This window comes from Bradyrhizobium sp. USDA 10063 (genome assembly GCF_054063735.1).
In genome coordinates this window covers 728,681-751,328 of record NZ_JBSSGP010000002.1, presented here as the reverse complement: position 1 = coordinate 751,328, position 22,648 = coordinate 728,681, and the positions used below count along the sequence as shown (strand labels likewise).

The window sequence follows — 22,648 nt, the reverse complement described above, 5'->3', positions numbered from 1 at the left end:
CATCCCCAACTCGCGCCCCTAGCCCAAGCCGAAATCCAACGTTCCTAGGGCGAACTCCAATCGGGGCGTAACCGGGGCAGGAGGCCTCAGAGCGCGTTTACCGTTACGCAATTCCCTCGAGGTGTGGTGATTGCGCCACAGCCAGCGCTGTCATTCCGGCCGAGACGCGCGCGAAATGCGCACGCCTGGAATCAATTGGGCTGCAGGTGCAAACGCCAAATTCCGGGTTCGACGCCTAACGCGTCGCCCCGGAATGACGGATGGTGGCTTGGCTTAGATCAAATCAGCCGCGGCGGGGGCTGAACGGCCCGACCGACGCGGTACCGGCGGCAGGCGGCAGCACGACGACGGTCGCGCCCGGCTTCACCCGGCCGAACAGATCGATCACGTCGGCATTGGCCATGCGGATACAACCGGAGGAAATCGCCTGTCCGATGTACTCCGGCTGATTGGTCCCGTGGATGCGATACAGCGTGTCCTTGTTGCCCTGGTAGAGATAGAGCGCCCGCGCGCCGAGCGGATTGGCCGGGCCACCAGCAACACGCGACGGATAAGGCCCGAGCCGCTCCTGGATCTCCCTGGTCGGAACCCAGTCCGGCCACTCGGCCATGCGGCCAACGGTGGCGACGCCGGAGAAAGCCATCGCCTCCTCGCCGACCGCCACGCCGTAGCGTATCGCCTTGCCGTCTGGCAGCACGTAATAGAGATAGCGCGCGTCGGTATCGACCAGGATCGAGCCCGGCTGTTCCTTGCGCGTATAGTCGACAATGTGGCGCTGGAACTGCTGCGGAATGGAAGCCTGCGCGTAAGGTGGATGGGCCAGCAATTGCCGGTCGCGCGGCGTCATATTGGCATCGGTGGATGGCGACAACGTCGCCTGCATGCAGCCGGCCAGCGACACCGCCCCCGTCAGCAAAACTGCGAGCCCCAGTCTCGACACCGCACGTCTCCCCTGCGTTAACCTATTACCCAGTTGCTGCCAGAATAGTGCTGAAATCATGGCAAAGGATGTTGGAACACGTCTGTTTGATTGAGACGGCGGGCTGTGTGTTGCATCGGTTGCACAGCGCCTCGGCCAACGCTAGCCTCCCCGAAAAACAGGAGGTTCCCGAGGATGCGCCATACTCCGTTAATCGCAGGCCTGTTGCTTGTGCTTGCGGCTCAGCCTGCGCAGGCCGATCCGCGCTCGGCCTATGTCACGCTGGTGCTGCAGGCGTTCGCCGCCAAGGTCGAATGTCCCAATACCGATCTCGTCTATCAGGACCTCGTGCAGAAGGCCGAAGAGATGCATCTGCCCGACGGAACCACGGAGAAAGTGCGCAAGGCGATCGCTTTCATGCACACGGGCGGCAAGATGGGCGAGCGCCAGGACGACGAACTGATGGCCGAAGTCGCGGTCGCCACACAGGCCACTGATCTCGACCAGCGGCGGCTGGGGATGACGACCTGGTGCGAAGCGCAAAAGACCCACCTCGCCGGTTTCATCCGTCCGAAGAACTAGCTGCGCGCACGTCCTATTTCACGGCTGCTTCCCGAGTTCCCGGAAAGCCCGTCGCCGTGGGCGGCCCCAGACTCTCCCTCCTCTCGCCTTGCTTTGGTCAAACCTGGCTGGAGTCGTGGGGCCGGGCAGAGGATGGTTGACGTAGCGTAAATCCGCCGGCCGCTTCCTTAAGCGGGTGGCATTGGACTGAAGATGGAGCGCCAATGCTTTCCACGCTGAATGCTAAAGACTCCGATCCGCACGATGTATTCGTGATCGATCCCGAAGTTGTTCTGGCCGCGCGCGGCGATCGTGCACCGCCAACGCCGCGCGCCGACGTAAATCACGCACCGGCACCGCAGGGCTACGTGGCATCCAGCGCCTCAGCACCTTCGCTCGATACCAGCTTTCGCGTGACGGCCAGCGATCACATCCAGCTCCCGAGCGAGCCTTCGCCGTTCGCCAAATGGGCCAAACGTTCCGCGATAGCCTTCCTGTTCGCACTGCTCAGCGCTTTCGGGGCGGCGGCCTGGAAGCATCATGGCGACACCGCCAAGCAGATGATTGCGGACTGGATACCGCAGGTCTCGCTGTTGTCGTCGTTCTCGTCGCCACCTTCGGGAGATTCGACGGCGGCCGCGGAGGAGCCGGCCCCGCCACCCGTTCAAACCGCTACGGAGCAGCCGGCTTCACCCGCCGTTCAAACCGCCTCGACAGATCAGTTCTCGTCGCCACCTTCGGGAGATTCGACGGCGGCCGCGGAGGAGCCGGCCCCGCCACCCGTTCAAACCGCTACGGAGCAGCCGGCTTCACCCGCCGTTCAAACCGCCTCGACAGATCAGGCGGTCGCTCAGCCGGACACCCCGCCTCAGGCTCAGGCTCAGCCCGCGGAAGCCGCTACGCCGACAACGGCTGCCGCCCTCTCCCCTGATTCGTCGCAGTTGCTGCAGTCGATGGCGCACGATCTCGCGACGATGGGTCAACAGATCCAGCAACTCAAAGCCACCATCGAGCAGCTCAAGGCGGGCCAGGATCAGATGGCCCGCGACATGGCCAGAAATTCTGAGGCCAGAAATTCTGAGGCCAGGAATTCCGACGCCAGGGTTTCGGCGCAAGCCGCGCAGCCGCGGCCGGCTCCGCCGCCGCGGCCGGTCGCAGCGCCTGTGCGTAGGCCGAAGCCGCCCGCATACCCATCCGCGCAAACCGCTACCGCTGCTCCGCCGCTGCCGCCACCGCCCGCGCCAGCCCCTGCCCCGGTGCAAACACTGCCCGAGCCGCAGGCGCAGGACGGCGGACCGGTGGTGCGGCCGCCGATGCCGGTACGATAGAGCGTTTTCAAGCGAAGTGGACGCCGATTCACGTCAAGAAAGCGCGACAAAACCAGAATCTAGAGCTTCGGTTCTGATTCAATCAGAACCGAAGCTCTAGCCCGTCAACTCTGGCGTGGGCCGCGCATGATCTTCATGGCGGCTTCGATGTGGCGCCATTCGCGGGCCTCGTCGGCCTCGCCCTGGCTCTCGCAGGCCTGCGCCTTTTGCGCGGCCCGGGCGATCGCCTCAAAGCCGTGCTGCTCCAACATCTGCCGCGCGATCATGTGAATCTGCGTCTCTGGCATCATGTCGCTCTCCCGATGTTGCTTGCTCCCGTCGTCGCACCGTCCCGGTTGGTTGGGCCGCAGCTTTTTTTAACCGCCGAACGGCGGCCTCGTTCCTCCCGGCTCACCGGTCATTTTCCGATTGTTAAGCAAGGTCAGGCGCGTGGGGCCGTTTGGCAAAAAATTTCCACAATTGCTTCTAGAAAAGTCTGCATCGAAAAGGAGAACCTCCGATGCGGATCGCAACAGTGATCTTTGCCGGTTCGGTGGCCGCGCTTGCACATTTTGCAGCACCGGTCCTTGCGAAGAACTCAGAAACCCAGTCAGACACCCAGAAGGCCGACGACAAGCAGGTGACCTCGCCGTGCCGCGCCTATCAGAAGGCAGCCGACGGTTCATGGCAGGAAATGCCATGCCAGGAGATGGGCGCGCCTGCCGAGACCAAACGCAAATCGGCTACTGGAAACTCGGATCAGCGAACGCGCTGAGTCGGTACGGCCACTCGCCTCAACTCAATAAGGCGGCTGTTTGCGCGCCCGCTGCTCCTTGGCGGCTTCGACCCACCACATGAGGTCATCGGCAAAGCGCGGAAAGGCCCGCTCCAGCGCCTTGCCGCCCTCGCCGATCGGTTTTCCATCCGCCGCCAGCGTCTGCGCGATCGGCCCAACGCCGATCGTGCTTGAAATCACCACCATGCCCATTTCGGAGAGCGTGCCGTGCCAGGCGGTGGCGGCGCGCGCGCCAGAGAGGCGTCCGGCGGAATAGCTTGCGATCGCGGCAGGCCGCCAGAACCACTCCTCCAGGAAATGGTCGGTGAGGTTCTTCAGCCCCGGCTGGATGCCCCAATTGTATTCACCGGTGATGAACACGAAACCGTCGGCTTCGCGGATCTGGCCGGCAAGCTTCTCCAGCGCAGCGGGCGCCGCACCCTTCGGGTATTCCTTGTACATGCGGTCGAGCATGGACAATCCAACCTCCTTGGCGTCGATGAATTCGACGTCCTCGCCGCGGGCGCGCAGGCCCTCGACCACGAAGCTCGCAAGCCGAATGCCCATGCGGTCGGAGCGATAGGAGCCGTAGAAGACGAGAATGCGGTGGGCCATGCCGTTCACTCCGATCGGGAAGCGTAAACGCGGGATTAAGCCGCGCTGGTTACCATGGAGCTTGAAGCTCCTCTATTGTCCAGAATGGCACCAATACCATGAAAATCGGAACGCTCCTGACCACCGCTATCGTCTCGCTGTCGGCCGTGGGTGGTGGACTGGCCGTCTATGTCGCGGCCTCGAAATACCAGACGATGCAGAATGTGTCAGTGGCGCAGGAGCGGCTCGCAATCGCGCGCGCGATCAGTGACATCCCGCGCTACCTTAATTCCGAGCGTGGCTTCGCCACCAATATCCTGTTCGGGCCGCCGACGGTCGATCCGAAGCAGCGGGCCGATCTGAACGAGAAGATGCGGACAGCTACCGACCGCGCCCGCGACAAGATGACCACGCTGCGCAAGGCCTTGCCTGGCTCGCTCGACGACGGCGAAGCGATCGGCGCTGGCATCGATGGAGTGAACGCGAAATTCAATGCGCTGCGCGAGGCGATGGACAAGGCGATCGATGGCCCGGCGGAAGCGCGCAAGGACGCCGCCAAGAAGATCATCGCCGACAATGCGGTGCTCAACAACGCCGCCGCCTCCCTGCTCGACGGCCAGGTGCGCAAGATGGCCCTGATCGAGGGCGACGCCTATCGGCAGGCGGTCTATGCCAATATCGCCTGGTCGCTGCGCGACGTCGGCGGCTTCAATGCAAGCCAGCACAAGAACCTCGTCGGCGCCAGGCGCGCGGCGACCGAAACCGAGAAGGTCGATCTCGCCCGCGCCCAGGGCCGTGCGGACCAGGTGTTGATGTCACTGCAGGAACTGCGCGGCAATCCCAACCTGCCCGCCAATGTCACAGCCGCGCTCGACCGCATGAACGAGGCCTATGTCGATCGGTTCGGCAAGGAGTTGAAGCTCGTGAAGGAAGGCGCGGCCAGCGGCAAGTACGAGCACGATGTCGATACCTTCTACGCGGAATCGCAGCGTGGGCTCAATTCGATCATCGAGGTGCGCGACGCCTTCTATGACAATGCCGAGCAGGTGCTGTCTTCCGCTTACTCCTCCGCGCGTCTCAGCTTCCTGATCGCGCTCGCCGGCCTCATCGCCGTGCTCGCAGCGAGCGTCGCGCTTGTGATGATGGTGCTCCGCCGGGTCTGCAGGCCGATCGTGGAATTGACCGCCAGGATGTCGCGGCTTGCCGCCGGCGACGTCGCGGACGAGATCGCCGGCGCCGAACGCGGCGATGAGATCGGCGCGATGGCGCAGGCCGTGCGCGTCTTCAAGGACAACATGATCAAGGCCGACCGCCTGGCCGCCGAGAAGGAAGCCGAGAACCAGGTCAAGATGCGCCGCGCGCAAGTGCTCGACAACCTGACCCACGCGTTCGAGGCGAAGGTCAGCGAGCTCGTCGGCGGGCTCTCGGCCGCCTCTGCCACCATGGAGGAGACCGCGCAGTCGATGTCCTCGACGGCATCTGCCACCAACCGGCAGGCCGCTGTCGTTGCAGCGGCCTCCGACCAGACCTCGACCAATGTGCAGACAGTCGCAAGCGCGACCGAAGAGCTGACGTCCTCGATCTCGGAAATCGGCCGTCAGGTCACCCAGTCGACCGAGATCGCGGCGCGCGCCGTGGAGAATGCGCGCCGCACCGGCGATACCGCCCGCTCGCTCGCCGAAGGCGCGCAGAAGATCGGCGATGTCGTCACGCTGATCCAGAACATCGCGGCGCAAACCAACCTGCTCGCGCTGAATGCGACGATCGAGGCGGCACGCGCCGGCGATGCCGGACGCGGCTTTGCCGTGGTAGCCTCGGAAGTGAAGTCGCTGGCCGGCCAGACCGCGAAGGCGACCACCGAGATTTCCGAGCAGATTGCCACCATTCAGGCCGCAAGCGACGAGACGGTGAAAGCGATCCAGAACGTCGTCGACGTCATTACCGAGATCGACCAGATCGGCACCGCGATCGCCGCCGCGATCGAGGAACAAGGCTCGGCCACCAAGGAGATCTCGCGCAGCGTCCAGGAAGCGGCGCGCGGCACGCAGGAAGTCAATTCGAACATCTCCGGCGTGCAGCGTGCCGCCGACGACACCGGGACCGCCGCCGGCCAGGTGCTCGGCGCCGCTGAACAACTTTCCACGCAGTCGCGCGACCTCGCAGGGCCAAGTCAACCGCTTCCTCGCGGAAGTCCGGGCGGCGTAATCGCGGGTATGGGTTGTCGATTTCGCGGAGGAATCCGCGGGCTACCAGCTTGATCGCGGCAAAATTCCGATATCCAATCCGCACCGCTATTTTGGCAAATCGGGAGGGAAGCCCATGCTCAAGCGGATCTTGTTGGCAGCGGTCGTCACCACCTTTGCGATCGGCTCGGCGTTCGCGCAGGAGTCCTGCGAGAGCAAAGCCATCGGCAAGGACGGCAAACCGCTGTCGGGCGCGGCAAAGACCTCGTTCATGAAGAAATGCACCACCGAGTCCTGCGAGGCCAAAGCGGTCGGGTCCGACGGCAAGAAGCTCGCCGGCGCCGCCAAGACCAGCTTCATGAAGAAGTGCCAGAGCGGCGCATAGCCGCTCGTGGCCAACTGAGCTCAGGATCGCCGCGACTTCGAAAGGGTCTCGGACGGCGATTCGCCGAAGTGCGACCGGTATATTCTGGAAAAGTCGCTGAGGTGCCAAAAGCCATAGGCGAGCGCGCAGGCCTTGACGCTGTGGGCACCGGCCAAGAGATTTTGGCGAACGAGCCAGAGCCGCCGCAAGCGGAGATATCGGTGCAGGCTCATTCCCCGATAGCGCTGCACCGCATCGTGCATGGTACGGACAGACACGCCGACCTCCCTGGCGAGGTCGCTGCTGTAGATCGGCTGCGCGAGATCGCCGGACAGGATAGCCTGCACCTCCTTGAAAACCTTGAACTGCCGGGCGGCGTTCGCCCGCGCCGTCCACTTTGCCGGCACGACCTCGGCGAACGCATGATCGATCGCAGCCATCAGGGATTCGCGGATCGCGACCGCTACTCCGGGAACCTCAGGCGCTTCGGCCAGGTGCGGTGCGATCGCCAGGACCTCCCGCACCAGTTGGCGCAGCCGCCGTTTCGCCGTATCGCTGGTCTCGTAGAGATTGAAGCTCAGCCCGGTCTTGGGCCAGCCGCGATCCTCGACCGTCGGCTTGAAAACGATCGAGGCATACTGTCGTGGGGTTCGCTCGAGAGCGCTATAGGAGGCCCCACCGTTGCCGATCACCAGCAACGAACGGTCGTGCTCGACGCCGTTGAAGCGAATGGCAGCGCCCTCGTCCATCGGGAACCCGACGGCCGTCGTGTTCGGCGCAAGCTGCACATCGATGACGCGCGGGAACGCCTTTGTGTAGTTCAGGTCGCAGCCCGGCAAATTCAGGATGGTTTGCTCGGCTGAAATCTCCCGGGCGAGCGGAATACACTCGACCTGCACGTTCCGAATGAAGCTCCGAAACGTGTCGATGTCATCGAATCGAAATACCTTTGGCACCAGCGTTGGCGCCGGTGAATGATCATTCATTGAAAATAGTTCTGTAAGAGTAAGATCCGTCGATGGCGGCGGCACACATGCCGCAACGCAAAAAAGCGGTGATCTTCGCTCAACGACTCGTTCCGTCCCCCTCCTCTTCGCTAGTTGGGCCGCGGGTCCCCAGAAAGACAACGCGGCAAAGTACCATTGCCGAATTTCGATACTGTTTTCTGGTAGAATTTTCAGGAGGGCACAACCTTAAAACACCAATTTACAGTGGTAATTAACAATCTAGGCGCGAAATCGGCTGAGGGACCCTGACGTCCTGCAGCGGATTATTGGTGCCGCCATGACTGCCATTGCCTCGACCGAGCTTATTGCAGAACTTGAAGATGTTGTAAGAGCCGGCTCACCCGAACGCCGCATCCGGATATTGCGGCAGGTGGCGAGCCTGTTCCTCGCGGACGCCGACCGGCTCAGCGAGCACCAGATCGATATATTCGACGACGTCCTGGTCCGTCTGATCGGGGCCGTCGAAGCGCGCACGCTGACCAAGCTCAGCGCCCCCCTGGCCGATCTGAAGTCGGCGCCGAAGGAGGTGGTGCGCCGCCTCGCCCAACACGAGGACGCGGCAGTCGCCGTCCCGATCCTTCGCAAGTGCGAATGCCTGTCCGAGGACGACCTCATCGAGATCGCCCGGACCCGCGGTGAAAAACACCTCGGCGCCATCGCCGGACGCAGCGCCGTCGGCCGCAGCCTCACGGATGCCCTGCTGATGCGCGGCGACGCCGCCATCTGTTGCATCCTTGCGAGGAATCCCGGCGCGCAGTTCTCCGTTGTGGGCTTTGCGACCCTCGTCGATATGGCCCTGCGCGACGATGATATCGCCTACGCGCTGGTGCAGCGGCTGGATCTACCGCGCGATGTGCTTTGCGAGTTGGTGGCAAAGTGCAGCCCGTTCGCGCAGGCCCGACTGCTCAAGACCGCACCGCCCGAGCGACACGTCGCGATCAGAACCCTGATCGAAGAGACCGCCGCACGCGGGCGCGCTCGCAAGCTCGTCCCCGTCGACTATTCCGAAGCAAGAGCGACAGTGCTGGCGCTCAACAATGCCGGCCAACTGAACGATTCCACCGTCAACCGTTTTGCGATCCGGCGCGACCATCCGAGTGTCATCGCCGCGCTGTCGCTACTGGCAACCGTTCCGATCGAAACCATCGAGCCGCTGATGGAGACCGAGGATTGCTACGGCCTGATCCTCGCCTGCCGGGCGTCGCGGCTCGATTGGCAGACCGCGGTCGCCATCATCAGGAGTCGTAGAGGCGTCAAGCCGGTTTCGCCGGAACAACTCGAACTGGCCAAGGAGGCCTTTGACACACTTGCGCTTTCCACCGCGCAGCGCGCCATCCGCTTCGGATCCGCAAGCGAGGGCGGCGCCAAGCCCTTATCCGCCGACATACCGTCCGCTGGGGGAGTGCATTGATGGCTTACGGAAACCGCAAAGCCGAGCGTGTCCACTTCGAGCACCGCTATCCGGTCAACCTGATGGGCGTCGATGGCACCTGGCAACGAACCTGCATTCTTCTCGACGTATCCCAGACCGGCGCCAAGCTGGAGGTCGAGGGCCCACTCGACGTGCTGCGGGCGCAGGAATTCTTCCTGATCCTGTCATCGAGAGGACTTGCCTTCCGTCGATGCGAATTGGTTCGGGTCGACGGGATGCAGATCGGTGTGAAGTTTGTCGCCGAAAGAAAGAAGAAAGGGCGCGCCATCATTCCAAAGTGAGCATGTCCGCGACACAATTTCCAGGGAGGAACGACCGATGGCCGTCCACAAGATCGCAGCCTTCTCCGTCACCACGAATTGCGCGGAGCCGCTGCGCGGAATCGTCGAGATCGACATGGCCGGAACGACGCTGCGATTCGAACTCAACGAGGATATCGCGCATAGTCTCTGCAGCGATCTCGATCATTTTCTCACCCAGGCCCGGCAGCGGGCTTTCGACAAGATCTGAAGCAATGCCAACAACACCGTCTCGATGTCCGTTTACGTTGTAGCCGATACGCAGGACAGGCTCTCGTCGTTGCTCGCCATGCTGGAGCCAAAGCATCCCGTCGCGGGGGACCTGCTTGGCGCTGCCAGCATTCCCGGCAATGACGTCGCGGCCATTGTCGTTAACGCTGATCTGCGTGTCATCGACAACATCACGGCGCTGAAAGCCATGTCGAGCACGTTCTCGCGTGTCCCCAAGCGCATCTTCGTCATCAACGAGCGGACCAGGCTGGCGGTCGTGCAGGCCTATGCGCTCGGCGCGACGCATGCGTTGCTCAGTCCGGTCAAGCCGGCCCAGTTATTGGCAAAGCTCGCGCGCGGCGAGACGCCATCGATCGTTCCGAGCGAACCGGCATCGAGCACCCGGGAGGCTGCGTCGGTCGGAGCGGCCAGCTTCGCCTCGATGTTCTCGGCGGTCACGTGCGGCTGGGCCGTCAACGTTGCGGAGGCCAAGGACGCCGGCAACGTGATCGCGGAGACGATCGCCGAGCATGGGCTGTCCGACTGGCTCGCGACGGTTCGCCGTCACCACGAGGGCACGTACCAGCACTGTTTGCTGGTGACCGGCATCGCCGTCGATTTCGGCCTCAGCCTCGGCATAGCGAAGGCTGATATCGAGCGGCTCTATGCAGCCGCGATGTTTCACGATCTCGGCAAGGCGAGGATTCCGCTCGCCGTCCTGGACAAGCCTGGCAAGCTCGATGCCGAAGAACGTGCGCTGATCGAGACCCATCCTGCCACAGGCCATGCCGTGCTGAAAGCAACGCCTGGCATCTCGGCCGAAATCCTCGATGCGGTACGGCATCATCACGAGTTTCTTGATGGCAGCGGCTATCCGGACGGGCTTTGCGCCGAGAGCATCTCCGATATCGTCCGCATCCTGACCATCTCCGACATCTTCGCCGCGCTGATCGAACAGCGGACCTACAAACAGGCGATGTCGCGGGCAACCGCCTACGAAGTCCTGCAGGGCATGAAGGGCAAGCTCGAACGGCCGCTGGTCGAAGCGTTCAGGGACGTCGCCTTGAACCGTTGATCCGCCCTCGCCGCTACCAAGCGGCCAAAGCTAGCTCCGCAGCCCCGGCGCTTCCTGGCCGGTGCGAGCGACATACTCCGTGTAGCCACCGCCATATTGGTGGATACCGTCCGGCGTCAGCTCCAGAACGCGGTTGGAGAGCGCGGCGAGAAAATGCCGGTCGTGCGAGACGAACAGCATCGTGCCCTCAAACTCCGACAGCGCGTTGATCAGCATCTCCTTGGTGGCGAGATCAAGGTGGTTGGTGGGCTCGTCCAGCACCAGGAAGTTCGGCGGATCGTAAAGCATCTTCGCCATCACCAGCCGCGCCCTCTCGCCGCCCGACAGCACCCGGCACTTCTTCTCGACATCATCGCCGGAGAATCCGAAGCATCCGGCGAGCGCGCGGAGCGAGCCCTGCCCTGCCTGCGGAAACGCGTCTTCGAGCGACTGAAACACCGTGCGCTCGCCGTCAAGCAGATCCATCGCGTGCTGCGCGAAATAGCCCATCTTGACGCTGCCGCCGAGCACGACCGCACCGTTGTCCGGCTCGGTCGAGCCGGCCACCAGCTTCAACAAGGTCGACTTTCCCGCGCCATTGACTCCCATCACGCACCAGCGCTCGCGCCGGCGGATCATGAAGTCCAGTCCTTCATAGATCCGCTTGCTGCCGTAGCCCTTGTCGACCTTCTTCAGCGCGACGACGTCTTCGCCGGAGCGCGGCGCCTGTTGGAATTCGAATGCCACGGTTTGCCGGCGTCTCGGAGGCTCGACCCGCTCGATCTTGTCGAGCTTCTTGACGCGGCTTTGCACCTGGGCCGCGTGGGAGGCCCGTGCCTTGAAGCGCTCGATGAACTTGATCTCCTTCGCCAGCATCGCCTGCTGGCGCTCGAACTGCGCCTGCTGCTGCTTGTCCGCCATCGCACGCTGCTGCTCGTAGAATTCGTAGTCGCCGGAGTAAGTTGTGAGCGCGCCGCCGTCGATCTCGATCACCTTGCCGATCACGCGGTTGATGAAAGCGCGGTCGTGCGACGTCATCAATAGGGCGCCCTCATACCCTTTCAGGAACTGCTCGAGCCAGATCAGACTTTCGAGATCGAGATGGTTGCTCGGCTCGTCCAGCAGCATCACATCCGGACGCATCAGCAAGATGCGCGCCAGCGCGACGCGCATCTTCCAGCCGCCCGAGAGCGCGCCGACGTCGCCATCCATCATCTCCTGGCTGAAGCCAAGGCCGGCCAGCGCCTCGCGCGCCCGCCCGTCGAGCGCGTAGCCGTCCAGTTCCTCGAAGCGCCCCTGCACCTCGCCATAGCGCGCGATGATGTCGTCCATCTCGTCGGCACGATCAGGATCGGCCATCGCGGCCTCGAGCTCCTTCAGCTCGGCCGCAACGACGCTGACGGGACCTGCGCCATCCATCACCTCGGCGACCGCGCTGCGGCCGGACATTTCGCCGACATCCTGGCTGAAATAGCCGATCGTGATGCCGCGATCGACCGCCACCTGCCCTTCATCGGGCGCGTCCTGGCCTGCGATCATGCGGAACAGCGTCGACTTGCCGGCGCCGTTCGGCCCGACCAGGCCGATCTTCTCACCCCGGTTGAGCGCTGCGGAAGCTTCGATGAAGAGGATTTGGTGGCCGGCCTGCTTGCTGACGTTATCGAGACGGATCATTGCGCTATCTGGTGGGACATCTGTGCAGGCGCTCTTAGTCGATTTCGCCCGCCGGCGCAAAGATGTTACGCCGCCCGCATCAGACGCGAATTTCCCTCCGGCTAATGGCGCTTGAAATACTGCACGTCGCGCTCGTGCCTTTCGGCCGCGGCGCGAGTCTTGAAGGTGCCGAGATTGCGGCGTTTGCCGGTCTTCGGATTGACCTTCCGCGAATAGAGGCGGTATTCGCCGGATCGCAACTTGCGGATCATGGTCGGGTCTCCTTTGCCCGATCAACCACGGTGCGCCGCCTCGGTTCCATTCACGGCTTGCGCTGCGGGGGAAATAGCTGATTGGCAAAAGGCTGCGGGCCCGTCGGAACACGGATGGCGATGAAGCTTCGGCTCATCGATGCGTGGCAGGAATTGCAGCCCTCGGTCAGATAGCCATAAGCCTTCGCAAACTTGCGGCCATCCTTCGCTGCGATCGCGTCGGACACCGACTGCAATGGATCCTTCAGCGTCGTGACATTGCTGACGGGGATACCGGAGTACAGCATGGCCGCCTCCGCGAGGCTGGACTCGAGCTGGCTCAGTTCGTAAGCCGCAAGCTCCCAATTCTGACCCGTGGCGGCCAGCCACAGCTTCTGGTGCTGCCGTTGCGCAGCACTCATGATGTCGCCAAGCCGCGGAACATATCGGTCGCTCGAAGAGGGCGTTTTCAGGTCCGACTGTGCCATCGCCAACGGTATCGATGCCATCAACAGAAGCACAGCCCCCACTACGCCGCGTCGTTTCATCGCAAACTCCATTTCTTCCCGCGGCAGCGACCGCGCAGAACATTGGTTTGCTCAGAGCCTATCGAGTCGAGTTGCGGAAGTTTTGCGCTCGATCAAAGCCGCTTGCGGAATCAGGCCATTCGCCGGGATTGCCGATGATCCCGCGTTGCTAGAAGCAGAGATTCGTCACGACGTTGCCGCGCTTGTCCTTGATCGTCATCGGACATCGCGCCCGCTCCAGCGCCTTCTTGGCGTCCTCATCGCCAAGTGCGGCGGCGCGCTCGTAATAGGCTTTCGCAGCATCCGAGTCCTTCGGGCCACCGCGGCCGGATTGCGCGAAGGCGCCCATCCGCTCCAGCGCACCCGGGTGATTTTGCGCCGCCGCCTTCTCGAACAGCGTGCGCGCCGCGACATCGTCCTTCTCGCCGCCGGTGCCTTCGGAAAGCATCAGGCCGAGCTGATATTGCGCCTCGGGGTTGGTTTCGGCGGCCTTCGCAAGTAATTCGCGGGCGCGCACTGGGTCGGCCGCCGAGGAGCCGCCGAGCGCTGCGAGGTTGGTGACGCCGCGCGGATTGCCGGCCTGCGCAGCGCGCTCGAACAATTTGCGCGCCTGCGCCTCGTCTTTCGCGATGCCCGCGCCGGTTCCGTAGAGCACGCCGAGTTCGACCATCGCCGAGGTCGATCCCTTGTCTGCCGCCTTGCGCCAGGCCGCGACCGCTTCCGCCGTTTGCCGATTGGCGGCATAGGCGCGCCCGAGCTGATACATCGCCCGGCGCGAGGATTTCGCAGCAACAGCGCAGTATTTGATTGCGGTCGCAGTGTCGGCCAGCGCCACCTCGGGCACGCCCTTGACGTCAGCGGGCTTGTCGGGATCGGAGGGATCAGCCGCGATGCGGTCGCACAGCACAAGGTCGGCTGATTGCGCGTGGGCGAGCCCCGGCGCCGCAACCAGGGTGATTACGAGGAGTGCGGCTAGGTGAATTTGCTTGATCATGGCCGGCAAGTTGCGTCGAAGGACCGGCAAATTCAAGGCTCGAGCCCCGACTCGCGCAGCACCGGCGCAACATCGGCGGAAGCGAGATAGCGCAGCAGCCGACCCGCCTGCCCCACCTTCTCCGAGCCCGTCATGAGGCCGGCGGAGAACACCGCCGGCGTCTGCAATTCACGCGGAATTGGTCCGACGACCTCGATGCCCACAACCTGCTTCAATTCACTGATCTGCTGCACGGCGAGATCGGCCTCATCAGTGATGAGCCGTTCCGCGGTGAAGCCCGATGGAATAATGGTTGCGCGCGCGTTGACCTCGGCCGCGACGCCCAAACGCTCGATCAGTTGCGCGAACAGAATCCCGCTGGCGCCAATTCTAGAATAAGCCACCGAGCGCGCAGCCAGGAGCGTCGCGCACAACGCCGCCTCGCTGGCGATGTCGGGATGAAGGGCTCCGGCCTTCACGGCAAGGCCGACATAAGAGCGCGCAAGATCAACGCAGCTCGCCGCGATCACGCGGCCTTCGCGCACGAGCTCGGCGAGTCCCTCTTGCGTCAGGATGAGGATGTCGGCGGCCTCGCCGCGCCTGATCCGATCGAGCAGCGCCAGCGTCGGCGCGAAATCGGCGTCGATCCGCGCGCCGCTGGAGGCCTCATATCGTCCGGCAAGATTGGCAACTGCGCCTCTCAGCGCCAAGGTGGAGAGCAGGCGAATGGTGTCGGGCATCGCGTCTTACAGACGGCGCATCAGCTTCAGCACTGCCATCAAACGCAGGCTGCGCTTGCCGGCGAGCGCGGTTGCTTCCAGCACCGCTCCTTCTTCATTACAGGTGCCGGAAAAGCCGATGCCGACTTCGTGGCCGCCGAAGATCGGATTCTCGCCCCTGGCCGGCGTATGCTCCTGGTTGAGGATCTGGCCCTTCCAGCGGCCGTTCTCCGAGACGTAGGTCCCAAGATAATAGAAGCACGCGTCACCGCCGACGATGCGGCCATCCTTGAGCAACATCACACCGGTCAACCCGCCCGAGACCCCGTCGAGCAGGCGAAGATGGATGGAATAGAGGCCGTTGGCGATCCCGCCCTCGCCGACGCCGCCGGCAATCGGGATCTCCTGCTCCTCGATCGGCGTCAACACTGCCTGGAACGGGACGCCGGGCACCTCCCGCAACCCTCCCTCGAAGCGATAGGTGTCGCCATCGGGCCGGCCCTGCGCCACCAGCGTGGCATCATCAGTGCCGGCCATGGCGGGATAGTTGGGATCCGGGTTGTGGCGCACGGTCCTGACCACGACCGAGACCTCGTCGCCGCTCTCCTCGTAGGTGCCGATATGGGCGAAGGCTGAGTTACCGCCGAGCATCTTGCCATCGTGGGCATGCATCACGCTGCGGCCGACCGCATCGTTGAGCTGAAACCTGACCTTGTAGAAGCCTCCGAAACCCACGTCGGTCCTCGGCCTGCGCGCATCCAAATGCAGTCTATCGCGCTTTCGGCGAGGTCGATACCGGCTTACGCTGAACAAAACGTGTCGACACCCACAAGTGCAACCGGTCCACTGTCATTAAAATGCAAAGTCCGCCAAAGCCGGACGGCTTTGGCGGACTTGATTGCGGCCCGGGCGCCCCCAGCCCTGGCCGGGAGCGGTGTTGGGCTTAGGCCGCGGCCTTCTTGCCGGTCGGGACCTGGGAAATGGTCTTCAGTATCTGCGAAGCGATCTGGTAGGGGTCGCCCTGCGAGTTCGGACGGCGGTCTTCCAGATAGCCCTTGTAGCCGTTGTTGACGAAGGAGTGCGGAACGCGGATCGAAGCGCCGCGATCGGCCACGCCGTAGCTGAAGGTATCGATCGAGGCCGTCTCGTGCTTGCCGGTCAGGCGCATGTGGTTGTCCGGACCGTAGACCGCGATGTGGTCAGCGCGGTTTGCCTTGAAGGCTTCCATCAGCGCCTCGAAGTACTCCTTGCCGCCGACTTCGCGCATATACTGGGTCGAGAAGTTGGCGTGCATGCCGGAGCCGTTCCAGTCGGTGTCGCCAAGCGGCTTGCAGTGGAATTCGATGTCGATGCCGTAGCTCTCGGTCAGGCGCAGCATCAGGTAGCGCGCCATCCACATTTCGTCGGCGGCCTTCTTGGAGCCCTTGCCGAAGATCTGGAATTCCCACTGGCCCTTCGCCACTTCGGCGTTGATGCCTTCGTGGTTGATGCCGGCCGCGAGGCAGAGGTCGAGATGCTCTTCCACGATCTTGCGGGCGACATCACCGACGTTCTTGTAGCCGACGCCGGTGTAGTACGGGCCCTGCGGAGCGGGATAGCCGCTCGAGGGGAAGCCGAGCGGACGGCCGTCCTTGTAGAAGAAGTATTCCTGCTCGAAGCCGAACCAGGCACCTGCGTCATCGAGGATGGTGGCGCGCTTGTTGGAGGGATGCGGGGTGACGCCGTCGGGCATCATGACTTCGCACATCACCAGGGCGCCATTGGTGCGCGCCGCGTCGGGGTAGACCGCAACCGGCTTCAGCACGCAATCAGAGCTGTGGCCTTCGGCCTGCATCGTGGAGGAGCCGTCGAAGCCCCAGAGCGGAAGCTGCTCGAGCGTCGGGAACGACGCGAATTCCTTGATCTGAGTCTTGCCGCGCAAATTCGGGGTCGGCGTATACCCGTCGAGCCAAATATACTCGAGCTTGTACTTGGTCATTGAGCCTCTCTGTTGATGATGCAAAACGCGAGGGGCCGAAGCCAGCTCGCCCCACGCGTACCCGGCCACCATCGGCCGAGGATTTACCAAGCAATTTGAGTGCCAATCGCTGCGGTGCGGGATCGAGCTCCTGGGGAAAAGTCCAGACGGGGCGCTGTCATTTTCGCTGCGACATAGGAGCGCGGCTGGCATGCACGCTGAGCGGCCAAATGGCCATCCGAGGATACCGCCAGCGCCCGATTCTCCGGCAATTCCGCCAGGCGCCCATCGTCCGATTAAAGCGTTGGCAGACGCCCGCACCGTTCCTCAGATGCCCGGCCCCGCGCCCGCAACCTTCGGCCCGGCTCAAGCGTTGGTCACCTGCTCGTTGCCTTGCACGAAGCAAAACCGAAAATGCCTATAGAATGATCACCGAGTGACATTTTTTCATCATCTTGCATCCGAGCGGGGCACGGCCGATATCGCAGGTCCAGTAACCGTCGAAGTAACCACACGAGAACGAGTCGGGCGCACCATGGAGGATCGCGGCTCCGATCAGAGGAGAGAACGACATGACTACGGGTTTGAATCAGGGATCTGCCACGATCTACCAATTCCCGGTCGGCGGCCGGGCCTCCCTCGCGGGACGCCGCTATGGCGAGACCAGGTCCGCGCTCGAGATTGCCGCTTCACAGGTGAACAAGGCCGATTGCAGCGGTAGCTGGTACCACCAGGCGGCTATCGACGAATCCAAGCCGGCGCGTGACCACTAATGCCGTGCAGATGTCGGATAGCCTCCCGACGGAAATGTCGGGGATCGGCAGCGTAGAAGAGGGTCGGAACAAGCGCGTTTCGGCCCTTTTTCATGCCAGTTCGCAGGCCGTAGCCGGCCGTTTGGCGTGCTTGAGCGTGGCGAGGCCGGCTTTCGTGATCCTCAGCGTAACGCCGGTGCCGGAGTAGCGTGCGCCCGACAGCGTCAGCCGCTTCAACAGCGTCACCGCCTTGCCGTCGAGCTGCAGATGGGCGCGGGAATCGTATTGGAAAAACCCGACGATGAACTGCGTGCCGTCGGCGCAGCGATAGTTCTGAAACGCGCTCTGGGCCGGCGCTTGCGACCTGCCGGCCAGGGTTCCCGCCACCAACACCACCGCAAAAATAGCTGCCTGCCGATGATTCATCCTTCGCCCCTGGAGCCGGCTTGAGTATAGACGAGCGCGGGACGCGCACCATCTCTTATCCGGTCATCTGCCTGCCGTAGAAGATTGCTTAAGTCAGCCCGATGCCAGACTCTCCTGCCCGACATTTCAATCTCGCCGGCGCCAGCAATTTCCGCGACCTCGGCGGCTACCTCACACGCGACGGCCGCAGCGTCCGCTGGCGCCAGATCTTTCGCTCCAACCATCTCGGCCGGCTCACCGACGACGATGTCGCAGTGGTCCGCGGCCTCGGCGTCCGCAGCGCGTTCGATTTCCGTGGACGCGAGGAGCGCGCGGAGGGGCTGTGCGGCGTGGCCGATATCACCGTGCATTCGTTGCCGGTCGAACCGACGGTGATCGCCGCGCTGCGCGCCATCGCCGCCGCCGGCAGACCGCCGACCGAGAACGATGCCATCGAGGTGATGCGTGATTCCTACCGCAGCTATGTGCAGGAGAACACGCCGCGCTTCCGTGCGCTGTTTGCGCATCTGTTGGAGGACCGCGCGCCGCTCGTCATCCATTGCAGCGCCGGCAAGGACCGCACCGGCTTCGCCTGCGCGCTGATCCTGCACACGCTCGGCGTTCCCGACGAGATGATCTCGGAAGACTATCTGCTGACCAACCGCTTCTATCGGCGCGATCCCTCCGTCACCAGCGACCTGCCCGACAGTGTCCTGCAGGTGATCGGCACGGTGCGGGCGGCATTCCTGGCCACGTCGTTCGAGGCCATCAACGCCGATTACGGCGGTCTCGACAATTATATCCGCGACGGCCTTGGCATCGGAGAAGCCGAGCACAAGCAGCTTGCCGCGCTCTATCTCGAGAGAATTTAAGCAGCCGCTTCCAGCTCGGCGTCGAGGTCGGCGATGACTTCCTCAAAGGCCGAGATCGCCTGCTGTACGGCCGCGATCTGCATCAGCTCCCAGCCGCTGACCGGACCGGTGCGATTCTGCAGCGCGACGACCAAGTCCCGCCGCTGCTCCTTAAGCTGAACGAGCGGTAAACCGTGATCGGGTAAGTTTCCCATGGTCTGATCCCCTGCCTTGATGGGACCTCGCTTGTAGCGACATGGTTCTGCGATCGACTTACAGAAGTTCGGCAAATTTTACCGATCAACGGCAGAGCCGTAGTCTTACGTGGACGGCGCGGCCTCTGCCGCCGGCTTGGCCGCGTCTACCGCCTGCTTGATCACGTCGAACAGGGCATGCGTGACACATTCCGTCGCCCACTCGCTGGTGTGAAGTTGGGACTGCCCGCCATCGTCCAGTTCCGCGAGCGGGACCTTGTCTTGCTCCACCCAGCGCTGCATCAGCGCAAAACGACTGAATAAGTTAACGCCTTTTGCGTTGGCGACGGTCGAGATCAAAGCAGTCATCTGTTTGGATCGTTCCAGCTTCTCGGGCTTTTCAACGACAGCCCTTGTGCACTGGGAATCCATGATCACAACATCCGCCGACAACGTGGACAGCAAGTCGAGTCCAACCTCGATCGCTGCCCTGACGTCGTCTGGGCTATAGTGGTCGCGATAGACCGCGTTGGTGCCGACCTGCCAGATCACTAGCGCGGGTGCCTCGCCGAGAACATCGGATTCGAAGCGCGACAGTTCTTCAGGGGCCTCCTGCCCGCCGATACCGCGGTTGAGAACGTCGATTAGGCGGCCATAGAAGCCTTCTATCCGAGGGACATCTATCCGAGGAACATTGCCTTGCCGCAACAGCATTTCGAGTCTCGGCGGATAAGGCAGCACGCCTTCGGTGCCAGCGGTCGAGGACGATCCGATCGCCACGACCTTGACCTTCCGTTGATGTTTCAGCGCCTTCGCGAAATGGGTCAGCGGTTTAAATTCGAAGAGTTCGAGGTGATTGTTGCAGGGCTGTAGCGCGTTAGCCATTGTGAACATCCTCTACGAGAAAAGTACGAAATATACTCGTATTTGGCGATGAAGCACTGGACATTGCAAATGACATTCTCCTGATCATAGTGTGGCCTGCAGGTTACTGACCCGGGAGTAGTCATGCAGGAAAAGGTCGTCATCATCACCGGCGCATTGGGCGCGCTCGGCAAGGTGGTCGTCGAGGAGGCCCTGGCGCGCGGCGCACGCGTGGCCGCCGTCGATCACGCGCCACCATCGCTCCTCCCGACGTCGAGCCGGATCGAGCTCGGTCGCGTTGATCTGACGGACGCGGCGCAGGCGAAAAAAGCGATCGACGCGGCGGCTTCGCATTTCGGCCGGCTCGACGCGCTCATCAACATCGCCGGCGGCTTTGCCTTCGAGACGGTCTCGGAGGGCGATCCCGCAACCTGGCAACGGATGTATGCGCTCAACGTCACGACCGCGCTCAACGCCTCGCGCGCGGCGATCCCGCATCTGCTTGCGTCCAGCGCCGCACGCATCATCAATATCGGCGCGCTCGGTGCACTGCAGGCCGGCGCCGGCATGGGCGCCTATGCGGCTTCGAAATCCGGCGTGCACCGCCTGACCGAAGCGCTCGCCGCCGAGCACAAGGGCAAGATCACGGTCAACGCCGTGCTGCCTTCGATCATCGACACGGCCGCCAACCGCGCCAGCATGCCGAAGGCGGATTTCTCAAAATGGGTGGCGCCGAAGGAACTCGCCGACGTCATCCTGTTCCTCGCCAGCGACGCGGCCAGCGCGGTCACCGGCACGCTGCTGCCGGTGAATGGGCGCGTTTAGCAACGTTTTTCGAGATGAGGACCGCCAAAGACATTGCGCGAGCCGTTGAACAGCTCCCTATTGGAGAGCTGGCGCGCTTTCGCGCATGGTTTGAAACATTCGATGCCGGCAGCTTCGATACGGAAATCGAGCGTGACGCCTGCGCGGGCAAGCTCGATCCGTTAGCCATCGCAGCAATCAGCGCCTATCGCGCTGGCAAATGTCGAGACCTTTGAAGCTCACGCCTCCACCAGCTTCTTCAGCACTGCCTTGAAGCGAACGCTGCGCTTGCCCGCGAGCGCGGTAGCCTCGGCCTCGGCGCCTTCGGAATCGTATGTGCCGGAGAAGCCGATGCCGACTTCGTGGCCGCCGAACAGCGGCCGCTCGCCCAGGCTCGGCGTATGCTCGCGATTGACGAGCTCGCCCTTCCACCGGCCATCCGCGGCGCTGTAGGAGCCGATATAGTCGAAATAGGCATCGCCGCCGCGGATACGGCCGTCATGCAGCAGCATTACACCGGTATTGCCGCCGTCGAGTCCATCGAGCATGCGGATGTGGATGGAATAGAGTCCGTTGCTGATGCCGTCGGGTCCGACCCTGCCGGGCGCGGGCGCATCCTTGTCGTTGATCGGAGTCAGGATCGCCGTGAACACGATGCCGGGCAACGCAGCGGTCCCACCTTCGAAGTGAACCTCATCGCCTTTGTGCGCACCCTTGAAGGTCATGACGATGTTGTCGACCGGAAACATCGGCACATAGTTCGGGTCATGGTTGTGGCGCGACATCTTCAGCTCGGACGAGATGATGCCGCCCTCCTCTGTATAGCTACCGATGAAGGACGAACCGGAATTGCCGCCATACAGCTTGCCGGAGGCGGTTGCGACCATCACGCCACAACCAGTGCCCCGCACCGTCCTGAACGAGAATTTGTACAGCCCCTGCAGCACTCTGGCGCCCCGTTTCTTATGCGAAAAATACGTCAGCGCCCGCGCAGACCGTTTGCCCGCGCCGGCTCGCCGATTGCCATTTGATCTTGTCCCGCACCAAGACTAGCCGTTTTGCCACCGTCCCGGCAAACGCTTTGCGGTAGACTCCTGCAAATTGAGTCGCGGCATTCCGCGGCTGGAGCTCTGCGCGTGGAAACCTCGCTCTATCTGCCCGTCAAACGGTTCCTCGAAAAGCTCGGCTTCACGGTGAAGGGCGAGATCGGCGGCTGCGACCTGGTGGCGCTGAGCGGCGACGATCCGCCGGTCGTGGTGGTCGGTGAGCTGAAGCTCACCTTCAATCTGGAACTGATCCTGCAGGCGGTCGATCGCGCCGGCGCCTGCGACGAGATATGGATCGCCGCAAGATTATCAACACGCGGCAAGGGCCGCGAAAGCGATGCGCGCTACCGCAATCTCTGCCGCCGTCTCGGCTTCGGCATGCTCGGAGTGACCAGCGCCGGCGAGGTCGAGGTGCTGGTGAAACCGCCGACCACGGCGCCGCGCCGCAATCCGAAGAAGCGCTCCCGCCTGGTTGCCGAGCACAATCGCCGCAAGGGCGATCCCGTGATGGGCGGCAGCACGCGCGCACCGATCATGACCGCCTACCGCCAGCAGGCGCTCGCCTGTGCGTCTGCGCTCGCAAATGGACCACGGCGCGTGCGCGACCTCCGGATCGATATTCCGGATGCCGGCAAGATCCTGCTGCACAATGTCTATGGCTGGTTCGACCGCGCCGAGCGCGGCATTTATGTGCTGACCGACGCAGGCCGCGCCGCGTTGCAACGCTGGCCGCAGCCGGCGGTTGACTCCAAAACCATCGAGACGGCGGCTTCGATGCGAATGACCACGGCGTAGCGACGCACGATTGCGGTCGATTGCAGTGGATAACCGGTAACGATCGCGCGATGAGGACGCAAACCAGAGAAAGTCTACAGCGCATGGCTGGATTGCCATGTCAGTTTCATATTGCAATGCAACAATATGCCGCCTAGGTATCCGGCCCAAAG

At 63.2% G+C, this 22,648-nt stretch carries 28 protein-coding genes and 1 pseudogene; 14 read left to right on the top strand and 15 right to left on the bottom strand.

The features are described from left to right. Window positions 1-283 precede the first annotated feature (283 nt). Window positions 284-883, bottom strand: a complete 600-nt coding sequence (locus tag ACVJGD_RS05450; RefSeq protein WP_456640182.1) for a L,D-transpeptidase — start codon at window positions 881-883, stop codon at window positions 284-286. 231 nt (window positions 884-1,114) lie between these two features. Between ACVJGD_RS05450 and ACVJGD_RS05445 the strand changes: the two genes are divergently transcribed. Beyond that, window positions 1,115-1,501 (top strand): hypothetical protein, encoded by a 387-nt coding sequence (locus ACVJGD_RS05445; protein WP_456633390.1) that lies wholly within the window; start codon window positions 1,115-1,117, stop codon window positions 1,499-1,501. A 203-nt stretch (window positions 1,502-1,704) separates the two neighbouring features. Then, entirely contained in the window at window positions 1,705-2,808 is a 1,104-nt protein-coding gene (locus ACVJGD_RS05440; protein WP_456633389.1) for a hypothetical protein, read from the top strand. A 104-nt stretch (window positions 2,809-2,912) separates the two neighbouring features. On the opposite strand, the gene ACVJGD_RS05435 is transcribed toward ACVJGD_RS05440, so the two are convergent. After that, window positions 2,913-3,098 carry a hypothetical protein gene (locus ACVJGD_RS05435; protein ID WP_456633388.1) on the bottom strand — a complete coding sequence of 62 codons (186 nt, stop codon included), beginning with the start codon at window positions 3,096-3,098 and terminating at the stop codon, window positions 2,913-2,915. 209 nt (window positions 3,099-3,307) lie between these two features. On the opposite strand from ACVJGD_RS05435, the gene ACVJGD_RS05430 reads away from it, so the two are divergent. Next, window positions 3,308-3,562 carry a hypothetical protein gene (locus ACVJGD_RS05430; RefSeq protein WP_456633387.1) on the top strand — a complete coding sequence of 85 codons (255 nt, stop codon included), beginning with the start codon at window positions 3,308-3,310 and terminating at the stop codon, window positions 3,560-3,562. Window positions 3,563-3,586: 24 nt separating this feature from the next. On the opposite strand, the gene ACVJGD_RS05425 is transcribed toward ACVJGD_RS05430, so the two are convergent. Further along, window positions 3,587-4,177: an NADPH-dependent FMN reductase gene (locus ACVJGD_RS05425; protein WP_456633386.1), complete on the bottom strand. Its 591-nt coding sequence runs from the start codon at window positions 4,175-4,177 to the stop codon at window positions 3,587-3,589. 98 nt (window positions 4,178-4,275) lie between these two features. Here ACVJGD_RS05425 and ACVJGD_RS05420 point away from each other — a divergent pair. Then, a pseudogene (locus ACVJGD_RS05420) lies at window positions 4,276-6,361 on the top strand (methyl-accepting chemotaxis protein). Between the two features lie 114 nt (window positions 6,362-6,475). Then, window positions 6,476-6,724 carry a hypothetical protein gene (locus tag ACVJGD_RS05415; protein WP_456633385.1) on the top strand — a complete coding sequence of 83 codons (249 nt, stop codon included), beginning with the start codon at window positions 6,476-6,478 and terminating at the stop codon, window positions 6,722-6,724. Window positions 6,725-6,744: 20 nt separating this feature from the next. Here ACVJGD_RS05415 and ACVJGD_RS05410 read toward each other — a convergent pair whose 3' ends face one another. After that, complete coding sequence (locus ACVJGD_RS05410; protein WP_456633384.1) at window positions 6,745-7,689, bottom strand: helix-turn-helix domain-containing protein; 945 nt, start codon at window positions 7,687-7,689, stop codon at window positions 6,745-6,747. Window positions 7,690-7,987: 298 nt separating this feature from the next. Between ACVJGD_RS05410 and ACVJGD_RS05405 the strand changes: the two genes are divergently transcribed. From ACVJGD_RS05405 to ACVJGD_RS05390, 4 genes are read left to right on the top strand one after another with little or no spacing between them, the layout of a single operon-like run. Beyond that, complete coding sequence (locus ACVJGD_RS05405) at window positions 7,988-9,121, top strand: DUF2336 domain-containing protein (RefSeq protein ID WP_456633383.1); 1,134 nt, start codon at window positions 7,988-7,990, stop codon at window positions 9,119-9,121. Beyond that, window positions 9,121-9,423 carry a PilZ domain-containing protein gene (locus tag ACVJGD_RS05400; protein ID WP_456633382.1) on the top strand — a complete coding sequence of 101 codons (303 nt, stop codon included), beginning with the start codon at window positions 9,121-9,123 and terminating at the stop codon, window positions 9,421-9,423. Before ACVJGD_RS05405 ends, ACVJGD_RS05400 begins: the two co-directional genes overlap by 1 nt. Window positions 9,424-9,460: 37 nt before the next feature. Continuing rightward, entirely contained in the window at window positions 9,461-9,652 is a 192-nt protein-coding gene (locus ACVJGD_RS05395) for a hypothetical protein (protein ID WP_456633381.1), read from the top strand. 24 nt (window positions 9,653-9,676) lie between these two features. Continuing rightward, window positions 9,677-10,726 carry an HD-GYP domain-containing protein gene (locus tag ACVJGD_RS05390; RefSeq protein WP_456633380.1) on the top strand — a complete coding sequence of 350 codons (1,050 nt, stop codon included), beginning with the start codon at window positions 9,677-9,679 and terminating at the stop codon, window positions 10,724-10,726. Window positions 10,727-10,756: 30 nt separating this feature from the next. On the opposite strand, the gene ACVJGD_RS05385 is transcribed toward ACVJGD_RS05390, so the two are convergent. The 7 genes from ACVJGD_RS05385 to ACVJGD_RS05355 form a co-directional block, all read right to left on the bottom strand. Further along, a complete protein-coding gene (locus ACVJGD_RS05385; protein WP_456633379.1) occupies window positions 10,757-12,379 on the bottom strand; it encodes an ABC-F family ATP-binding cassette domain-containing protein in 1,623 nt (540 codons plus the stop codon). Window positions 12,380-12,480: 101 nt separating this feature from the next. Beyond that, the gene (locus ACVJGD_RS05380; RefSeq protein WP_456633378.1) at window positions 12,481-12,630 is read right to left on the bottom strand and encodes a hypothetical protein; all 150 of its coding nucleotides are present in this window, start codon (window positions 12,628-12,630) and stop codon (window positions 12,481-12,483) included. A gap of 50 nt (window positions 12,631-12,680) precedes the next feature. Beyond that, the gene (locus ACVJGD_RS05375) at window positions 12,681-13,157 is read right to left on the bottom strand and encodes a hypothetical protein (RefSeq protein ID WP_456633377.1); all 477 of its coding nucleotides are present in this window, start codon (window positions 13,155-13,157) and stop codon (window positions 12,681-12,683) included. Between the two features lie 148 nt (window positions 13,158-13,305). Continuing rightward, window positions 13,306-14,130 (bottom strand): tetratricopeptide repeat protein, encoded by an 825-nt coding sequence (locus tag ACVJGD_RS05370; protein WP_456633376.1) that lies wholly within the window; start codon window positions 14,128-14,130, stop codon window positions 13,306-13,308. A gap of 32 nt (window positions 14,131-14,162) precedes the next feature. Further along, complete coding sequence (locus ACVJGD_RS05365) at window positions 14,163-14,849, bottom strand: substrate-binding domain-containing protein (protein WP_456633375.1); 687 nt, start codon at window positions 14,847-14,849, stop codon at window positions 14,163-14,165. 6 nt (window positions 14,850-14,855) lie between these two features. Further along, window positions 14,856-15,500 carry a GrlR family regulatory protein gene (locus ACVJGD_RS05360; RefSeq protein ID WP_456640181.1) on the bottom strand — a complete coding sequence of 215 codons (645 nt, stop codon included), beginning with the start codon at window positions 15,498-15,500 and terminating at the stop codon, window positions 14,856-14,858. A gap of 271 nt (window positions 15,501-15,771) precedes the next feature. Beyond that, window positions 15,772-16,806 (bottom strand): glutamine synthetase beta-grasp domain-containing protein, encoded by a 1,035-nt coding sequence (locus ACVJGD_RS05355; RefSeq protein ID WP_456633374.1) that lies wholly within the window; start codon window positions 16,804-16,806, stop codon window positions 15,772-15,774. Window positions 16,807-17,357: 551 nt separating this feature from the next. Between ACVJGD_RS05355 and ACVJGD_RS05350 the strand changes: the two genes are divergently transcribed. After that, window positions 17,358-17,558: a DUF2735 domain-containing protein gene (locus ACVJGD_RS05350; protein ID WP_456633373.1), complete on the top strand. Its 201-nt coding sequence runs from the start codon at window positions 17,358-17,360 to the stop codon at window positions 17,556-17,558. 90 nt (window positions 17,559-17,648) lie between these two features. On the opposite strand, the gene ACVJGD_RS05345 is transcribed toward ACVJGD_RS05350, so the two are convergent. Then, on the bottom strand, window positions 17,649-17,963 hold the full coding sequence (locus ACVJGD_RS05345) for an MliC family protein (RefSeq protein ID WP_456633372.1): 315 nt from the start codon (window positions 17,961-17,963) through the stop codon (window positions 17,649-17,651). A gap of 101 nt (window positions 17,964-18,064) precedes the next feature. Between ACVJGD_RS05345 and ACVJGD_RS05340 the strand changes: the two genes are divergently transcribed. Next, on the top strand, window positions 18,065-18,814 hold the full coding sequence (locus ACVJGD_RS05340) for a tyrosine-protein phosphatase (RefSeq protein WP_456633371.1): 750 nt from the start codon (window positions 18,065-18,067) through the stop codon (window positions 18,812-18,814). Here the strand turns inward: ACVJGD_RS05340 and ACVJGD_RS05335 are convergent. Further along, window positions 18,811-18,948, bottom strand: coding sequence for a hypothetical protein (locus tag ACVJGD_RS05335; protein ID WP_456633370.1), 138 nt, complete (start codon window positions 18,946-18,948; stop codon window positions 18,811-18,813). The genes ACVJGD_RS05340 and ACVJGD_RS05335 overlap by 4 nt on opposite strands. Window positions 18,949-19,113: 165 nt before the next feature. Then, the gene (locus tag ACVJGD_RS05330; RefSeq protein ID WP_456633369.1) at window positions 19,114-19,872 is read right to left on the bottom strand and encodes an SGNH/GDSL hydrolase family protein; all 759 of its coding nucleotides are present in this window, start codon (window positions 19,870-19,872) and stop codon (window positions 19,114-19,116) included. 123 nt (window positions 19,873-19,995) lie between these two features. Here ACVJGD_RS05330 and fabG point away from each other — a divergent pair, with 123 nt between their 5' ends. Next, a complete protein-coding gene (gene fabG, locus ACVJGD_RS05325) occupies window positions 19,996-20,676 on the top strand; it encodes a 3-oxoacyl-ACP reductase FabG (protein WP_456633368.1) in 681 nt (226 codons plus the stop codon). Window positions 20,677-20,690: 14 nt separating this feature from the next. Continuing rightward, complete coding sequence (locus ACVJGD_RS05320; RefSeq protein WP_456633367.1) at window positions 20,691-20,891, top strand: hypothetical protein; 201 nt, start codon at window positions 20,691-20,693, stop codon at window positions 20,889-20,891. Window positions 20,892-20,894: 3 nt separating this feature from the next. Here the strand turns inward: ACVJGD_RS05320 and ACVJGD_RS05315 are convergent, their stop codons facing one another. After that, window positions 20,895-21,602, bottom strand: coding sequence for a GrlR family regulatory protein (locus ACVJGD_RS05315; protein WP_456633366.1), 708 nt, complete (start codon window positions 21,600-21,602; stop codon window positions 20,895-20,897). Window positions 21,603-21,791: 189 nt separating this feature from the next. On the opposite strand from ACVJGD_RS05315, the gene ACVJGD_RS05310 reads away from it, so the two are divergent. Beyond that, window positions 21,792-22,496 (top strand): DUF2161 domain-containing phosphodiesterase, encoded by a 705-nt coding sequence (locus tag ACVJGD_RS05310; RefSeq protein WP_456633365.1) that lies wholly within the window; start codon window positions 21,792-21,794, stop codon window positions 22,494-22,496. Window positions 22,497-22,648: the final 152 nt, after the last annotated feature.

Excerpts from the sequence above, each read along its gene's own strand:
- ACVJGD_RS05385 (WP_456633379.1), bottom strand. The coding sequence starts at position 12,379 with ATGATCCGTCTCGATAACGTCAGCAAGCAGGCCGGCCACCAAATCCTC.
- ACVJGD_RS05350 (WP_456633373.1), top strand. The coding sequence starts at position 17,358 with ATGACTACGGGTTTGAATCAGGGATCTGCCACGATCTACCAATTCCCG.
- ACVJGD_RS05345 (WP_456633372.1), bottom strand. The coding sequence starts at position 17,963 with ATGAATCATCGGCAGGCAGCTATTTTTGCGGTGGTGTTGGTGGCGGGA.
- ACVJGD_RS05400 (WP_456633382.1), top strand. The coding sequence starts at position 9,121 with ATGGCTTACGGAAACCGCAAAGCCGAGCGTGTCCACTTCGAGCACCGC.
- ACVJGD_RS05355 (WP_456633374.1), bottom strand. The coding sequence starts at position 16,806 with ATGACCAAGTACAAGCTCGAGTATATTTGGCTCGACGGGTATACGCCG.
- ACVJGD_RS05320 (WP_456633367.1), top strand. The coding sequence starts at position 20,691 with ATGAGGACCGCCAAAGACATTGCGCGAGCCGTTGAACAGCTCCCTATT.
- ACVJGD_RS05415 (WP_456633385.1), top strand. The coding sequence starts at position 6,476 with ATGCTCAAGCGGATCTTGTTGGCAGCGGTCGTCACCACCTTTGCGATC.
- ACVJGD_RS05390 (WP_456633380.1), top strand. The coding sequence starts at position 9,677 with ATGTCCGTTTACGTTGTAGCCGATACGCAGGACAGGCTCTCGTCGTTG.
- ACVJGD_RS05395 (WP_456633381.1), top strand. The coding sequence starts at position 9,461 with ATGGCCGTCCACAAGATCGCAGCCTTCTCCGTCACCACGAATTGCGCG.
- ACVJGD_RS05405 (WP_456633383.1), top strand. The coding sequence starts at position 7,988 with ATGACTGCCATTGCCTCGACCGAGCTTATTGCAGAACTTGAAGATGTT.
- ACVJGD_RS05445 (WP_456633390.1), top strand. The coding sequence starts at position 1,115 with ATGCGCCATACTCCGTTAATCGCAGGCCTGTTGCTTGTGCTTGCGGCT.
- ACVJGD_RS05360 (WP_456640181.1), bottom strand. The coding sequence starts at position 15,500 with ATGCATGCCCACGATGGCAAGATGCTCGGCGGTAACTCAGCCTTCGCC.
- ACVJGD_RS05425 (WP_456633386.1), bottom strand. The coding sequence starts at position 4,177 with ATGGCCCACCGCATTCTCGTCTTCTACGGCTCCTATCGCTCCGACCGC.
- ACVJGD_RS05340 (WP_456633371.1), top strand. The coding sequence starts at position 18,065 with ATGCCAGACTCTCCTGCCCGACATTTCAATCTCGCCGGCGCCAGCAAT.
- ACVJGD_RS05430 (WP_456633387.1), top strand. The coding sequence starts at position 3,308 with ATGCGGATCGCAACAGTGATCTTTGCCGGTTCGGTGGCCGCGCTTGCA.
- ACVJGD_RS05380 (WP_456633378.1), bottom strand. The coding sequence starts at position 12,630 with ATGATCCGCAAGTTGCGATCCGGCGAATACCGCCTCTATTCGCGGAAG.
- ACVJGD_RS05370 (WP_456633376.1), bottom strand. The coding sequence starts at position 14,130 with ATGATCAAGCAAATTCACCTAGCCGCACTCCTCGTAATCACCCTGGTT.
- ACVJGD_RS05450 (WP_456640182.1), bottom strand. The coding sequence starts at position 883 with ATGCAGGCGACGTTGTCGCCATCCACCGATGCCAATATGACGCCGCGC.
- ACVJGD_RS05330 (WP_456633369.1), bottom strand. The coding sequence starts at position 19,872 with ATGGCTAACGCGCTACAGCCCTGCAACAATCACCTCGAACTCTTCGAA.
- ACVJGD_RS05365 (WP_456633375.1), bottom strand. The coding sequence starts at position 14,849 with ATGCCCGACACCATTCGCCTGCTCTCCACCTTGGCGCTGAGAGGCGCA.
- ACVJGD_RS05435 (WP_456633388.1), bottom strand. The coding sequence starts at position 3,098 with ATGATGCCAGAGACGCAGATTCACATGATCGCGCGGCAGATGTTGGAG.
- fabG (WP_456633368.1), top strand. The coding sequence starts at position 19,996 with ATGCAGGAAAAGGTCGTCATCATCACCGGCGCATTGGGCGCGCTCGGC.
- ACVJGD_RS05375 (WP_456633377.1), bottom strand. The coding sequence starts at position 13,157 with ATGAAACGACGCGGCGTAGTGGGGGCTGTGCTTCTGTTGATGGCATCG.
- ACVJGD_RS05440 (WP_456633389.1), top strand. The coding sequence starts at position 1,705 with ATGCTTTCCACGCTGAATGCTAAAGACTCCGATCCGCACGATGTATTC.
- ACVJGD_RS05410 (WP_456633384.1), bottom strand. The coding sequence starts at position 7,689 with ATGAATGATCATTCACCGGCGCCAACGCTGGTGCCAAAGGTATTTCGA.